The sequence below is a fragment of the Lysobacter sp. cf310 genome (assembly GCF_900114355.1).
Taxonomy (GTDB): Bacteria; Pseudomonadota; Gammaproteobacteria; order Xanthomonadales; family Xanthomonadaceae; genus Lysobacter.
On sequence record NZ_FOSS01000001.1, the window covers coordinates 697,542 to 711,631 of the forward strand.

Sequence of the window (14,090 nt, forward strand, 5' to 3'; positions counted from 1 at the left end):
TTGATGGCGGCGACGCGCGTCGGCCGTAGCGAACACGAGGCGGCGAGACTCCCGATTCTGCCAGAGCCCGCGCTGTGCGCTTCTCACTCGCTCATGACGGGCCGCACCGGCAAACAAAGGCCCAAGCGCGGGGCCACCGCGCCTGGGCCAAAAGGGTATTGCCCCGATTACCGTAACCTGCTTCGACCAGATCGCTGACTTGGAAGAGCGGCAGTGCTGCGGTCCGGACACGCTACGCGGAAATCGATTAAACGGCTGTTAAAACGAATATTAATTATTTGTTAAAAGCAACCTGAAATCGCGTTTCGTTCAGGTCTCTGCCGACGCCGCTGGCAAAGCCCGGGACGTCCGGCAGGGGGCGATGGCCGACGAATCAGACGGTTACCGGGCGTTCGCGGCAGATCGCGGCAAAACGCGAAAATGAGCAGCTCGTCACTATTTCTTGGCTGCCGCCCGTCGGGCCGAATGCCGCTTGGTGCGGCCGGCGACGTAGGCGATGACTTCCCCGGCCACGTCCACCCCGCTGGCCTCCTCGATGCCCTCCAGGCCGGGCGAGGCGTTGACCTCCAGCACCAGCGGGCCGCGATCGGAGCGGATCAGATCGACGCCGGCCACGCCCAGACCGAGCACGCGCGCGGCGCGGATTGCCACGTCCTGCTCGGCCGCGCTGGCCTTGACGCCCTTGGCGGTGCCGCCGCGATGCAGGTTGGAACGAAAATCCCCCTTAGGCGCTTGCCGCTTCATCGCCGCGACCACCTTGCCGCCGACCACGAAGCAGCGCAGGTCCGCGCCCTTGGCCTCGGCGATGAACTCCTGCACCAGGAAGTTGGCGTACAGACCGCGCAGCGCCTCGATCACGCCGCGCGAGGCCGACAGCTTCTCGGTCAGCATCACGCCGGCGCCCTGGGTGCCCTCGTTGAGCTTGATCACGTGCGGCGGGGGGCCGAGCATCGACAGCAGGTCGGCGGTGTCGTCGGGGTTGTCGCCGAACACCGTCGCCGGCAGGCCGATGTGCTCGGCGGCCAGCAGCTGGTGGCTGCGCAACTTGTCGCGCGCGCGCAGGATCGCGTCGGAGGAGTTCGGGGTGTAGGTGCCCATCAGCTCGAACTGGCGCAGCACCGCCGAGCCGTAGCGCGTGATCGAGGCGCCCACGCGCGGGATCACCGCGTGGTAGCCGGCGATCTCGCGGCCCTTGTAGTGCATCTCGAAGCCGTCCGAATCGATGCGCATGTAGCAGCGCAGCGGGTCCAGCACGCGCACGCTGTGGCCGTGCTGGCGCGCGGCTTCGACCAGGCGCCGGGTCGAGTAGAGCTTGGTGTTGCGCGACAGGATCGCGAGCTTCATGACTGGGGGGTGTCCGAATGGGATGCGGCAGGATTGGGCGCCGCCTTGCCGTGCAGGAACGAGCGAGCCGGATCGACCGTGAACACTCGTGCCATCGCGGTGCGGCCGAGCAGCATGGGGAAACGCATGCCACGACGATCCGCGAGGTTTATTTCAATTTCGCGTTCGACCCCGGCCAGACGCAGGCCGGTGCGCACGAACACGCGCTCGCCGCGGTGGCCGCCGGAGTCGGTGACGACGCGTTCGTCGTGGATCGGCGCCAGGCATTCCACCACTTCCGCCCCGACCGCGCCGGGGCTGAGGCGGAAGCCTACCCAGGGTGCGCCGCCTTCGCTGAAGCGCCACTGCGCGTCGACATGCAACGCCGAGCTGCGCGCGCCGCTGTCGATCTTCGCGCGCAGGGCGGCCACGCCCAGACCGGGCATCGCCACCCATTCCCGCCAACCGAGCACGATACGGGCTGCCATCGCGTCTCCGCTGCGTCGAGGTCGCCCTCAAGAAAAAACAGCGGCCGTCCGGATCAGGGGACGCGCCGCCGTCGCTGTCGGATCGGGCACGCCATCGCGGCGCGCATCGAGCCGTGGATGAGGGTGCGTACGACAGGACTGAACCCGTCGTATCCCTGGTCGAGCGCGATCGTTTGCTTAACGATCGGCCGCACCGGGAACCGTACCCGACACCACGTCCATAGCCTACCTCAACACCGCTGGGGACCTCCAGCGACGGCCCAGGGCGGTCCGCTTCGCACGCACGGACCGAAGCGGCACGCAGCGCGCAAGCGATACCGCCGTCGACCGCATGGCGGCCGAGCTATACCGGCATGCCATCGAACTGCGGCAGGTTCGGATCCACACGATCCCAGGCATGGCCGCGCGCGCGATACGTGACCATTTGCGGCCGATAACGGCCGGGGTCGTCGAGACTGGCCGCATGCACGGTGAACACGTCGGGCATGGCCGAGAAGGTCAGATAGACCGGCGATCCGCAGGTGGGACAGAACGCGCGCGTCTTGGCGTTGCCGCTGTCGCCGAGCAGATCCCAGTGCGTGGCCGCGCCGCTGAGTTTCACCTGCGCTCGGTTCGGGAACGAGAGGTACGAGCCGTGCCCGGTGCCGCTCTTGCGCTGGCAGTCGCGGCACTGGCAATCGTTCATCGCCAAAGGTTCGCCGGAGATTTCGTAACGGATCGCGCCGCAGGCGCAACCGCCGGTGTAAGGCTCGCTCATGTTCGTATCCAGATTGCGCTTCAGTGCAGGGAAGTCGGCGGCGCTTGTTCGGCCGCGACGCTGTCGAGCTGTTTGAACACCTTCGGCCAACCCTCGCTGAGGTTGCGGTAGGTGGCGTCGTTGCTGGGCGCGACGAAACCGGCGTGGACCAGGCGCAGGCGCGTGCCGCCGTCGGCCGGCGACAGGTCGAAACTCACCACGGTGTCCAACAAGGCACCGTAGCCGACGTTGCTGGCGTGGCCGCTCCGCCAGGCGAACGCGAGGCGCCGGTTCGGGCTCACCTCCAACACCTCGCAGTGGATCACGCCGTCCCAGGCGCCGCCGGGCGTGGTCTGGAAGGTGAAGCGCTGGCCGACCACCGCTTCGAATCCGCTCGGCGGCATCAGCCAGCGCGCCATCAGCGCGCCGCTGGTCAGCGTGGCCCAGAGGATCTCCGGCGCGTGCGGAAACACCTCGTCCAGCACGATCGCCTGGGTGGCGGTCTGCGATGCCGCGTCGTTCATGGGTCGATTTCCTTCAAGAGAGTGCGCAGGCTGGCGAAGCGTTCGCGCCAGAACACGCCGTAATGGCTCATCCAATCGACCAGCGGCGCCAGGCCTTCGGGTTGCGCGCGGTAGTAGACGTTGCGGCCCTCGGGTCGCTCGATCACCAGTCCGGCCAGCTTCAAGGATTTGAGGTGCTGGGAAATGGCGCCCTGCGTCACCCCGCTGCCGCGTGTGAGCTCGGCCACGGTGATCTCGTCGCTGCCGACGATGCGCTCGAACACGGCGCGACGAGTGGGATCGGCGAGCGAGCGCATGACGGCGTCGATGGGGGCGGCTTGGGTCATGGATAAACATTAGCTCTCGCTTATTGATTAGTCAATACTAATATTTAATTGATGCCCAGGCCATTGATTTACATGGCATTAGTCGACGCCAGGATGGAGGCCGTACGCACTTCGATCGGCGCACGCCGCAACGCGCAGCCGCGGACCGGCCGGCGCGGGCAAACGCAGGCAGCGGCCCGATCGCGGATCGGCCGCAGCGTCTGAAATGAAGAAACGAAGGCTCGCGCGGAAGGCGGTTCGAGCTTCGCGATTACCCGTCTACGAACGTCGGGCAAGAGATCGAGCGGGTGATGGGAATCGAACCCACGCTAGCAGCTTGGGAAGCTGCAGTTCTACCATTGAACTACACCCGCATGCGGCGAAGTCTATGCGCGCCTACGCGGGTTGGCAAACCGCGCGGACCCGTGCGGGCCCGCGCGGTTGCGATGCTGCTTAGAAGCCGGCGCCGATGGTGGCGAAGACGGTGGCGTGATTGCCGCCGGCCTGGCCCACGGTGACGCTGCTGCCGATGTTGGCGTCGAGCCCGAACAGCTGGGTGCGCGCGCCGATCAGCAAAGTGCCGTAGCTCTGATCGAAGTCGTGACCGGGCACGGCGTAGGGCGCGGTGCCGGGCATCGACTGCAGACGCGCGAACACTTCCTTGTCGGCGTCCTCGAACTCGCGGTCGTAGGTCAGACGCGCGTAGGGCTTGAGGTGGTCGTTGATCGCATAGCTCACCTGCCAGCCGGCGCTGCCGATCAGCGAATCGAAGCTCTGATCGTTGTAGGCCAGCGAGGTGGCCAGGGCCGGATCGCTTTCCTTGAAACCGTCGACGTCGATGCGCTGGGCGACCACGCCGATCACCGGGCCGTGACGCAGCGCGCCGTCGCCGAACTCCCAACCGGCGTTGATCGCGGCGGTCAGGTTCTTGCCGTCGGTGGAACCGCTGTGGACGCGGCTGGTCGGGCCGAGCACGACGCGGCGGTCGATGTCGTAGTCGACCTTGGTCCAGCTGAGCTGGCCGTTGACCCAGGCATTGGCGCCGTACCAGGCCGCGAAGCCGCCGAGGGTGGCGTCGCTCTGGTCGAACTCGCCGGCGTTGCGACCGAAGTCCAGGCTCTGCTTGCCGAAGCCGGCGAAGCCGCCGAACACCCAGTCGCCGCGGGTCCAGTCGACACCGCCGGTGATGCTGGGGCCGCTGCCGTCGTAGACGTCGCCCTTGCCGTAGCGCTGGAAGTCGCCGCGCGCGTCGGCCCACCAGCGCATGCCGTCGCCCTCGGGCTTGCTGCCCAGATGGTTGGCGACGCGATCGGCGCGCGAGCGGCCGACCATGGATTCGGAGTTCGGCAGCAGCGCGATCTGACGCGGCGCTTCCAGGATCGACACGGCGTAGTCGCCGAGGATCTTGTGGGCGCGCGAGGACGGGTGCACGCCGTCGGCGAAGGCGTAAGTGTCCGGTGCGTTCGGGTTGGCGTAGTTGAGCGGGCTGCAGGTCAGCGACGAGGCGGTGATCTGCGGGTTGCAGGCGGTGCCGGTGACGTTGGTGATGCCGTACGGCGCCGGGTTGGCGGTGATCTCGCGCAGCAGATTGAAGGTGTCGAGCGGGATCACGCGGTAGCCGGCCGTGGCCAGGCCACCGAACAGGGCGTTGTTGTAGGTCGTCGACAGCTGGGTGCCCGCGGCCTGGTTGGCGGCGCCGCCAGCGCGGAACTGCGGGGTCAGGCCGAGATCGGGAATGGTCGGCACCAGGATGTACTTGGCGCCGGCGTTGGTCAGGGCGCCGACGACGCCGATCTGCGAGGCGACCGCGGTGCCGATGGTGCTGGCCGGTGCGCCGCCGGCGACCGCGAACAGGTCGTTGGCGCCGCCCCAAACCGTGTACAGCGCGCGCGAATCGGCGCGGCCGCCGTTGGCGGCGAGGTAGTTGGTGGCCTGGGTGGCCAGCGACGGAATCGGGCCCAGCGCGCCGCTGGTGTTGGTGCCCGTGCGCGCGCCGCCGACGGCGTAGTTGGTGCCGCCCTGGTTGTCGCTGGCGGCGTTGGTGCCGTAGTAGTCGGCCAGGTACTCCGACCAGACCAGGCCCGGGTTGGTGGTGAAGCGACCGAGCAGGGCGCCGTTCGGGCCCACGGCCTGGACCAGCGCGGGGCGGAAGTGACCGGAGTCGGTCAGGCTGTCGCCGAAGAAGATCGTCTGCGAATAGGTCTGGGCGAAAGCCGGTGCGGCCGCCAGCGCCAGGGCGGCGGCGAGCACGGTGCGAACGGGTTTGATCATGGGATTCCCTGCGAGATCGTGAGGTGGTGTTGGTGTCGGGGCTTGAGGTTTGCCGCGCTGCGACAGTACGCCCGCGGATGGCTCGGCATCGAACCATGCGGCGCTGCGACATACAAGGCGCAGTGCGTCAAAACCATCCAGCCGGCGGCCAGCCTGGGCACAACCACCGGCCGGGCCCTGGCTGCGCGCCGGGCGGCGCGGGACAATAGCCGGCATGGACATCACTCTCAATGGCGAGCCGCGCGCGATCGCGGCCGCGACCACGGTCGCGCAACTGCTGCTGGACGAGGGCCTGGGCGAGCGCCGGGTCGCGGTCGAGGTCAACGGCGAAATCGTCCCGCGCGGCGCGCATGCCGCGCATGCGCTGGGCGCGGGGGACAAAGTGGAAATCGTGCATGCGTTGGGGGGTGGGTGAGCCCAAACGAGCTTTGCGCTGCATTGCCGCGCAGTTTGGGCGAACGCCCGGCCAAAGATGGCCGGGCCGGACGATCCGAAGCCCAGTAGCCGCGCCATGGATGGCAACGCACATCAACCCGAAGCGACGCCGGCAACGACGCAACGCCGCCTCCTATCAGTCTCACGTCGCACCCGCAGCCCATCGCGGCTCACGCCGCTCCCACAGAAGGCCGCGGCAGTTCCAACGACGCCCGAACCTGATCCATACCGCAGGCGTAATTGCCGGTCGCGGCTTGCACCGCTCCTACCCCTAGGCTCGAACCTCACCTCGCCCCTGAACTCCATCGCGGCTCACGCCGCTCCCACAGAGAGCTGCGGCACGCGTAGCGATACCCGACTCGTAGCCACGTCGCAGGCGTAGTTGCCGGTCGCGGCTTGCGCCGCTCCTACCCCGAGACGCGTACTTCGCCTCGTTCTTGCAGCTCATCGCGGCTTGCGCCGCTCCGTGCCGCAAAGCCCCGGCGCCACGCGCGGCCCGGCTCGAACCCCACTCAGGGCTGAAAAACCCCCGACAAAGCCGCGTCGCGATCACCCTGCGCCCCGGGCTATCGTTCATAATTCCGCCTATGACGACCCCCACCGCTGCAGACACGCTGGTCATCGCCGGCAAGTCCTACCGTTCGCGCCTGCTCACCGGCACCGGCAAGTTCCTGGATCTGGACCAAACCCGCCTGGCCACCGAGGCCGCCGCCACCGAGATCGTCACCGTCGCGATCCGTCGCACCAACATCGGCCAGAACCCGGGCGAGCCCAACCTGCTCGACGTGCTGCCGCCGGACCGCTACACCCTGCTGCCCAACACCGCCGGCTGCTACAACGTCGACGACGCGGTGCGCACCTGCCGGCTGGCGCGCGAACTGCTCGACGGCCACACGCTGGTCAAGCTGGAAGTGCTGGGCGACCAGCGCACCCTGTTCCCCGACGTGGTCCAGACCCTGGCCGCGGCCGAGATCCTGGTCAAGGACGGCTTCGACGTGATGGTCTACACCTCCGACGACCCGATCCTGGCCAAGCGCCTGGAAGAGATCGGCTGCGTCGCGGTGATGCCGCTGGCCGCGCCGATCGGCTCCGGCCTGGGCGTGCAGAACAAGTACAACCTGCTCGAGATCGTCGAGAACGCCAAAGTGCCGATCATCGTCGACGCCGGCGTGGGCACCGCCTCCGACGCGGCGATCGCGATGGAGCTGGGCTGCGACGGCGTGCTGATGAACACCGCCATCGCCGGCGCGCGCGATCCGATCCTGATGGCGCACGCGATGAAGCTGGCGGTCGAGGCCGGCCGCGCCGCGTTCAAGGCCGGCCGCATTCCGCGCAAGCGCTACGCCAGCGCGTCCTCGCCGGTAGACGGGCTGATCGGCTGAGATGACCGATCCGTTCTCCAGCGACGGCGCCAAGACCCCGCCCAAGCCGTTCACGGTCGAGGAAGGCCGACGCCAGGTGCGCAGCTTCGTGCTGCGCCAGGGCCGCTTCACCCCGGCTCAGCAACGCGCCTTCGACGAGCTTTGGCCGCGTTTCGGCATCGACTACCAGCCGGTCGGGAGCCGCGACGCGCCGCGCGACTACGACGCGATCTTCGGCCGCAAAGCCAAGCGCGTGCTCGAGATCGGCTTCGGCAACGGCGAGGCGCTGCGCTACGCCGCCCAGCACGATCGCGAACGCGATCTGATCGGGATCGAGGTGCACGCCCCCGGCGTCGGCCGCCTGCTCAACGCGTTGGCCGCCGACGCCAGCGATCACGTGCGCCTGTATCACCACGACGCGGTCGAAGTGCTGAACAACGAAATCGCCGACGGCTCGCTGGACGAGGTCCGGATCTACTTCCCGGACCCCTGGCACAAGAAGCGCCATAACAAGCGCCGCCTGGTCCAGCCCGAGTTCGCGCAATTGCTGGTGCGCAAGCTCGCCCACGACGGCCGCTTGCACCTCGCCACCGATTGGCAGGACTATGCCGAACAGATGTGGGACGTTCTGGATGCGACCCAGGGCCTGAGCAACCGCGCCGGCGCGCGCGGGGCGGTGCCCCGCCCGGATTGGCGCCCACAAACGCATTTCGAGACCCGCGGCCAGAAACTCGGCCACGGCGTCTGGGATCTGCTCTACGACCGCAGCTGACGAGCCCCCGACCGATCCGGCATGGATACCGCGCTGACGCTCACCACCGACATGAAGCTCGTACTCGGGCTGGTGGGCTTCACGATGGCGATGTTCCTGTTCGAGCGCATCCGCGCCGACGTGGTCGCCCTGGTGGTGCTGGTGCTGTTGGGCCTATCCGGCCTGGTCGAACCCGACGAACTGTTCAACGGTTTCTCCGGCAACGCGGTGATCAGCATCATCGCGACCATGATCCTGGGCGCCGGCCTGGACCGCACCGGCGCCTTGAACCGGCTGGCCGGCTGGCTGCTGCGGCGCGCGCACGGCGTCGAGCAGCGCTTGCTGCTGCTGACCACCGCGGTCGCCGGGCTCAACTCCTCGTTCATGCAGAACCCGTCGGTGATGGCGCTGTACATGCCGGTCGCCGCGCGCCTGTCCTCGCGCACCGGCCTGTCGCTGCCGCGCCTGCTGCTGCCGATCGCGGCCGCGATCGTGATGGGCGGCGCCCTGACCATGGTCGGCAACTCGCCGCTGATCCTGCTCAACGACTTGCTGCTCAACGCCAACAGCAACCTGCCCTCGGGCGCGGCCTCGATCGAGCCGCTGAAGATGTTCGCGCCGCTGCCGATCGGCCTGGCCCTGCTGGCCGCGTCGCTGGCCTACTTCCACTTCTTCGGCGACAAGCTGCTCAAGGACGACAGCGACAAGGGCGCGACCCCGGCCCGTACCCAGAGCTATTTCGCCAAGGCCTACGGCATCGAGGGCGACGTCTACGAGCTCACCGTCACCGCCGACAGCCCGCTGGTGGGCATGTCGCTGGGCGAGGCCGAGGCGCTGCGCGGCGCGCCGCTGCTGCTGGCGCTCAAGAGCGACAACGAGTCGCGGCTGTCGCCGCCGGCCGACGCCCGCATCTGGGTCGGCAGCGTGCTCGGCGCGATGGGCTCCAAGCAACTCGTCAGCGATTTCGCCCAGAACCATTTCCTGCGCCTGTCCTCGCGCCTGCGCACCTTCGGCGATCTGTTCAACCCCAGCCGCGCCGGCATTTCCGAGGCGGTGATCCCGGCCACCTCCGGCTACATCGGCAAGACCGCCGGCGACCTGCACCTGCGCAAGCAGGCCGGCCTGAGCCTGCTGGCGGTCAATCGCGACAAGCAAGTGCTGCGCGAGAACGTGCGCAACGTCCCGCTGCGCGCCGGCGACATGCTGGTGCTGCACAGCATCTGGACCGACCTGGCCGACGTCGCCGCCAGCAAGGACCTGGTGGTGGTCACCGACTACCCCAAGGGCGAGCAGCGTCCGCACAAGCTCAAGCTGGCGCTGGTGATCTTCGCCGTGGCCATGCTGCTGGCGCTGTCCTCGCGCCTGCCGGTGTCGATCGCGCTGATGACCGGCGTGGCCGGCATGCTGATCGCGGGCGTGATCAACATCGACGAGGCCTACGCGGCGATCAACTGGAAGACCGTGTTCCTGATGGCCTGCCTGATTCCCTTGGGCTGGGCCATGGATTCCAGCGGCGCGGCGGCCTGGATCGCCGGTCACACCATCGAGCGCTTGCCCACGGGCACGCCGGTGTGGCTGCTGGAGTTGCTGATCGGCCTGCTCACCACTTTGTTCTCGTTGGTGATCAGCCACGTCGGCGCGACCATCGTGGTCGTGCCGCTGGCGGTCAACCTGGCATTGGCGGCGGGCGGCAACCCGACCGCGTTCGCGCTGATCGTGGCGCTGTCGGCCTCGAACAATTTCATGACCGCGTCCAATCCGGTGATCTCGATGATCACCGGCCCGGCCGGCTACACCGGCAAGGAGCTGTGGAAGATCGGCGCGCCGCTGTCGCTGATCTACACGGTGATCGCGGTGCTGATGGTGAATCTGCTGTTCTGGGGCAAGTGAGCCGCTGCGCTGCTTGGATGCAAGCAGGAGCAAAGCAGAAGCAAATCCCCCTAGCCCCCCTTTTGCAAAGGGGGGAACTGATTCGCAGCGAAATGAGCGTGCGTTCGGGCAGCGGCTGTTTATTCCCCCTTTTAGAAAGGGGGGCTGGGGGATTTGCTCTCAGCCCCGCAGCACCTAAGCCAACCAGACCGCCCCGTCGCGCACCACCACCGCGATCGCGCGCAGCGCTTCGCCGCGGCAGGGGCCGGCCACGCAGGTACCGCCGCCCAGCTCGAAGCTGGCGCCGTGCGCGGCGCATACCAGCAGGCCGTCCTTGCTTTTGAGGAACTGACCCGGCGCCCAGTCCAGGCGGCGGCCGGCGTGCGGGCAGATGTTGAGCCAGGCGCGCACGCCGGTTTCGTCGCGGTACAGCAGCAGCGATTCGGCGTCGCCGGCTATGCTGGCCTCCGCCTCGGCGAAGCCGCCCACGGCGATGCGCTCCAACGAAATCAAGGGCTGCGCCGCCGAACCGCCGGCTTCGGCATGGTTTAACGAAGTTCTCACACCCTCGTCCATCGCTGGTCCGATACTCGTCCGTCCGGCCTTGTTGCCACATTGTGTCACGACACAAGAAATGTTCGCCCACAGCTTCCGCTTCGACCATCACCAATTCCAGCAGCGCATGCGCAACGCCTTCGAGCCGCGCAAGCCGCGCCACCCACTGCTGCGCTTCGCCGTCGGCGTGGTCGGCCTGGGCTTGCTGGCACTGCTGGTGATGTTCAGCGTCGTGATCGGCACGGCGATGATCGTCGCCGGCATCGTCTACAAACTGTGGAAGGGCCGCGGCAAGCCGATGGCGGCGCGCGACCCGCGCATCGTCGAAGGCGAGTACCGCGTCGTCGATGCCGCGCGCATCGAACGCGGCGATACCACCCGACCCCTGTAAGGCCCGCAATGACCGATGTGATCGCGGCACCGCCGCAGCCCCGTATTCCGGTCCGCGGCGGCGGACAGTTCCCGGTCCGCCGCATCTACTGCGTCGGTCGAAATTTCGCCGAGCATGCGCGCGAAATGGGCGCCGCCGTCCCCACCTCGGCCGCCGATCGCGGCCGTCCGGTGTTTTTCCTAAAGCCCGCCGACGCGATCGTGCTGGACGAAGCCGTGCCCTACCCGCGCGGCACCCAGGACCTGCACCACGAAGTCGAGCTGGTGGTGGCGCTGGGCCGCGACGCGCCCGCCGGCGAACTCGACCCGGCCCAGGCCGGCGCGCTGGTGTTCGGTTACGCGGTCGGCCTGGACCTGACCCGGCGCGACCTGCAGACCGCGGCCAAGGCCAAAGGCCTGCCCTGGGACACCGGCAAGGCCTTCGATCATTCCGCGCCGGTCAGCCCGATCGTGCCGGTGGCCGAGGTCGGCGAGCTCGGCGCGCGCGGGCTCAGCCTGGAGGTCAACGGCCAGCTGCGCCAGCGCGGCTCGCTCGACGATCTGGTCTGGAACGTGCCGGAGATCCTGCACGAACTGTCGCGCCTGTACGCCCTGCGCGCGGGCGACCTGGTGTTCATGGGCACGCCGGCCGGCGTCGCCGCGCTGCAGCCCGGCGACCGCTACCACGCCGTGCTCGAAGGCGTGGCCGAACTGCACGGCCAGATCGCGCCCGCGACGGTATAGTCGGGCGTTAGGCACCCCCGTGCCGTTCAATCCAGGGAGACCCGCCATGGGCATGATCAGCGAGTTCAAGGAATTCATTTCGCGCGGCAACGTCGTCGACCTCGCGGTCGGCGTGGTGATCGGCGCCGCGTTCGGCAAGATCGTCACCGCGCTGGTCGACGGCATCGTGATGCCGGTGATCGGCTTCTTCAGCGGCGGCGTCAGCGTCAGCGACTGGAAGTACGTGCTCAAGCCCTCGCAGCTGGACGCGGCGGGCAAGGAAGTCGCGGCCGAGGTCGCGATCAAGTACGGCCTGTTCCTGCAGACCGCGATCGATTTCCTGCTGATCGCGCTGGTGATCTTCCTGGTGCTGAAGGCCTACAACAAGGTGCGCAAGCCGGCCGAGGCGGCCGCCCCGGCCACGCCGGAGGACGTGCTGCTGCTGCGCGAGATCCGCGACTCGCTGAAGAAGTAAGCGGTTCGCCGCGACGCCCCGCAACGGCCGCCTAGTGCGGCCGTTGCGCTGTCTGGGCTCGCTCTGCTGTGGGGTAGGAGCGGCGTGAGCCGCGACCACGCATCCCATTGACGACGCAAGGTGGACAAAGCAGGTCTGTTGCAATCGAAAGCCGAGACGAGCCGCAGCTTTCGTCTACGCCGATTGCCGCGATCGCGGCTTACGCCGCTCCTACCCCGAAGCTGGCTTATGGGGTTGTGGCGCCATAGGACGGCAAGGAGCATTTCCAGCCCCGAAACGACAACTTCGGCAAACGCAGGAGCCAGCCTCAAGCGCCGCGATAGTCAGCGACAAAAAACGCTCAAGTCCGACGTGACTTGAGGCATGCAAGCCGCGCGCCGCGGGTTGCTAAGCTCGACGCTTCGTCTTTGCAGCCGGGGAGTTGGGAATGCGTGCACCGTTGTGGGCGGCCATGGCCGTCGTCTTGTCCGTCGCCACGCTGAGCGGCCCCGCGTACGCGGCCGAGCGCGAAACCCGCATCCCCGAGTCCGCCCTGGCCAACGTCGCCCAGCTGCGCGAACGCGCGCTGGCCAGCGACCTGGGCTATCGCATCACCGAATCGCTGACCACCGAGGTCGGTCCGCGCCTGGCCGGCAGCGAAGCCGATGCGCGCGCGGTCGCCTGGGCGCAGGCCAAGTTCCGCGAACTGGGCTTCGACAAGGTCTGGCTGGAACCGGTGAGCTTCCCGAAGTGGGAGCGCCGCAGCGAGCATGCCGAGGTGCTGGGCGCGCATCGCCAGCCGCTGACCCTGACCGCGCTGGGCGGCAGCCCGGGCGGCACGGTCGAGGCCGAGGTCGTGCGCTTCGCCGACCTGGCCGCGCTGGAAGCCGCGCCGGCCGGCTCGCTGGCCGGCAAGATCGCCTTCGTCGACTACCGCATGCAGCGCGCCCGCGACGGCGCCGGTTACGGCCCCGGCTCGCGCGTGCGCAGCCGCGCGCCCTCGGCGGCGATCCGCGCCGGCGCGGCCGCCATGCTGATGCGCTCGGCCGGCACCGACTCGCACCGAGCCCCGCACACCGGCATCACCCGCTTCGACGAGGGCCTGACCCCGATCCCGTCCGCCGCGCTGGCCGCGCCCGACGCCGACCAGCTCGCGCGCCTGGTCGCCAAGGGTCCGGTCAAGGTCCGCGTCGCCCTGGACTGCGGCTGGGACGGCACCGCCACCTCGCACAACGTGATCGGCGAAATCCGCGGCAGCAAGAAGCCCGACGAGGTCGTCATCATCGGCGGCCACCTGGATTCCTGGGACCTGGGCACCGGCGCGATCGACGACGGCGCCGGCGTCGGCCTGACCATGGCCGCCGGCAAGCTGATCGGCGAGATGAAGCAGCGCCCCGCGCGCAGCGTGCGCGTGATCGCCTACGCCAACGAGGAGCAGGGCCTGTACGGCGGCAAGGCCTACGCGGCCGCGCACGCCAACGCCGTCGCCAAGCACCAGATCGGCGCCGAGAGCGACTTCGGCGCGGGCCGCATCTACGCCTACTCCAGTTCGGCGCCCGCGCACGCGCAGGCCGCCGACAAGCAGATCGCCGAAGCGCTGGCACCGCTGGGCATCGAGTACACGCCGGGCAAGGGCGGCCCGGGTCCGGACATCGGGCCGATCGCCGAGCGCGGCATGGCCTGGGCGCGCCTGGCCCAGGACGGCAGCGATTACTTCGACCTGCACCACACGCCCGACGACACCTTCGACAAGATCGATCCCAAGGCGCTGGCGCAGAACGTCGCCGCCTACGCGGTGTTCGCCTATCTGGCCGCCTCCGCCGACGGCGACTTCGGCAGCCAGCCCAAGGCCGCGCCGGTTCCGGAAGAGTAAGCGCCGCACGCGAGCCCTAACGCCCCCCGTTTCAACGACAGGGCGCCGGCATC

The 14,090-nt window shown here is 68.6% G+C and carries 15 protein-coding genes and 1 tRNA gene; 8 read left to right on the forward strand and 8 right to left on the reverse strand.

The genetic code is table 11. From position 1 onward, the window contains the following. Positions 1 to 435 precede the first annotated feature (435 nt). The 7 genes from rimK to BMZ45_RS03095 form a co-directional block, all read right to left on the reverse strand. Positions 436 to 1,344, reverse strand: coding sequence for a 30S ribosomal protein S6--L-glutamate ligase (rimK, locus tag BMZ45_RS03065; protein WP_091632273.1), 909 nt, complete (start codon positions 1,342 to 1,344; stop codon positions 436 to 438). Continuing rightward, on the reverse strand, positions 1,341 to 1,811 hold the full coding sequence (locus tag BMZ45_RS03070; RefSeq protein WP_091632275.1) for an ATP-dependent zinc protease family protein: 471 nt from the start codon (positions 1,809 to 1,811) through the stop codon (positions 1,341 to 1,343). Before BMZ45_RS03070 ends, rimK begins: the two co-directional genes overlap by 4 nt. 343 nt (positions 1,812 to 2,154) lie before the next feature. Then, positions 2,155 to 2,568, reverse strand: coding sequence for a GFA family protein (locus BMZ45_RS03075; RefSeq protein ID WP_091632277.1), 414 nt, complete (start codon positions 2,566 to 2,568; stop codon positions 2,155 to 2,157). A gap of 20 nt (positions 2,569 to 2,588) precedes the next feature. Next, positions 2,589 to 3,071, reverse strand: coding sequence for an SRPBCC family protein (locus tag BMZ45_RS03080; RefSeq protein ID WP_091632280.1), 483 nt, complete (start codon positions 3,069 to 3,071; stop codon positions 2,589 to 2,591). Then, positions 3,068 to 3,397, reverse strand: coding sequence for an ArsR/SmtB family transcription factor (locus BMZ45_RS03085; protein WP_091632283.1), 330 nt, complete (start codon positions 3,395 to 3,397; stop codon positions 3,068 to 3,070). The genes BMZ45_RS03080 and BMZ45_RS03085 overlap by 4 nt, the downstream gene beginning before the upstream one ends. Positions 3,398 to 3,679: 282 nt before the next feature. Next, positions 3,680 to 3,750 (reverse strand) — tRNA-Gly (locus BMZ45_RS03090). Between the two features lie 79 nt (positions 3,751 to 3,829). Beyond that, on the reverse strand, positions 3,830 to 5,647 hold the full coding sequence (locus BMZ45_RS03095; protein ID WP_091632286.1) for an autotransporter domain-containing protein: 1,818 nt from the start codon (positions 5,645 to 5,647) through the stop codon (positions 3,830 to 3,832). Positions 5,648 to 5,861: 214 nt separating this feature from the next. Here BMZ45_RS03095 and thiS point away from each other — a divergent pair, with 214 nt between their 5' ends. From thiS to BMZ45_RS03115, 4 genes are all read left to right on the forward strand, one after another. Next, a complete protein-coding gene (gene thiS / locus BMZ45_RS03100) occupies positions 5,862 to 6,062 on the forward strand; it encodes a sulfur carrier protein ThiS (protein ID WP_055903698.1) in 201 nt (66 codons plus the stop codon). Positions 6,063 to 6,669: 607 nt separating this feature from the next. After that, a complete protein-coding gene (locus BMZ45_RS03105; protein WP_091632288.1) occupies positions 6,670 to 7,464 on the forward strand; it encodes a thiazole synthase in 795 nt (264 codons plus the stop codon). 1 nt (position 7,465) lies between these two features. Continuing rightward, positions 7,466 to 8,215: a tRNA (guanosine(46)-N7)-methyltransferase TrmB gene (trmB, locus tag BMZ45_RS03110; protein WP_091632292.1), complete on the forward strand. Its 750-nt coding sequence runs from the start codon at positions 7,466 to 7,468 to the stop codon at positions 8,213 to 8,215. Between the two features lie 21 nt (positions 8,216 to 8,236). Then, on the forward strand, positions 8,237 to 10,084 hold the full coding sequence (locus BMZ45_RS03115) for an SLC13 family permease (RefSeq protein WP_091632295.1): 1,848 nt from the start codon (positions 8,237 to 8,239) through the stop codon (positions 10,082 to 10,084). 174 nt (positions 10,085 to 10,258) lie between these two features. On the opposite strand, the gene BMZ45_RS03120 is transcribed toward BMZ45_RS03115, so the two are convergent. Continuing rightward, positions 10,259 to 10,576, reverse strand: coding sequence for a Rieske (2Fe-2S) protein (locus tag BMZ45_RS03120; RefSeq protein ID WP_254776554.1), 318 nt, complete (start codon positions 10,574 to 10,576; stop codon positions 10,259 to 10,261). A gap of 121 nt (positions 10,577 to 10,697) precedes the next feature. On the opposite strand from BMZ45_RS03120, the gene BMZ45_RS03125 reads away from it, so the two are divergent. The 4 genes from BMZ45_RS03125 (at position 10,698) to BMZ45_RS03140 (ending at position 14,037) form a co-directional block, all read left to right on the forward strand. Further along, positions 10,698 to 11,009 (forward strand): hypothetical protein, encoded by a 312-nt coding sequence (locus tag BMZ45_RS03125; protein ID WP_091632299.1) that lies wholly within the window; start codon positions 10,698 to 10,700, stop codon positions 11,007 to 11,009. Between the two features lie 8 nt (positions 11,010 to 11,017). Then, positions 11,018 to 11,731, forward strand: coding sequence for a fumarylacetoacetate hydrolase family protein (locus BMZ45_RS03130; RefSeq protein ID WP_091632302.1), 714 nt, complete (start codon positions 11,018 to 11,020; stop codon positions 11,729 to 11,731). A gap of 46 nt (positions 11,732 to 11,777) precedes the next feature. After that, positions 11,778 to 12,185 (forward strand): large-conductance mechanosensitive channel protein MscL, encoded by a 408-nt coding sequence (mscL, locus tag BMZ45_RS03135; protein ID WP_091632304.1) that lies wholly within the window; start codon positions 11,778 to 11,780, stop codon positions 12,183 to 12,185. 451 nt (positions 12,186 to 12,636) lie between these two features. Then, the gene (locus tag BMZ45_RS03140; RefSeq protein WP_091632307.1) at positions 12,637 to 14,037 is read left to right on the forward strand and encodes a M28 family peptidase; all 1,401 of its coding nucleotides are present in this window, start codon (positions 12,637 to 12,639) and stop codon (positions 14,035 to 14,037) included. The last annotated feature ends 53 nt before the right edge of the window (positions 14,038 to 14,090 follow it).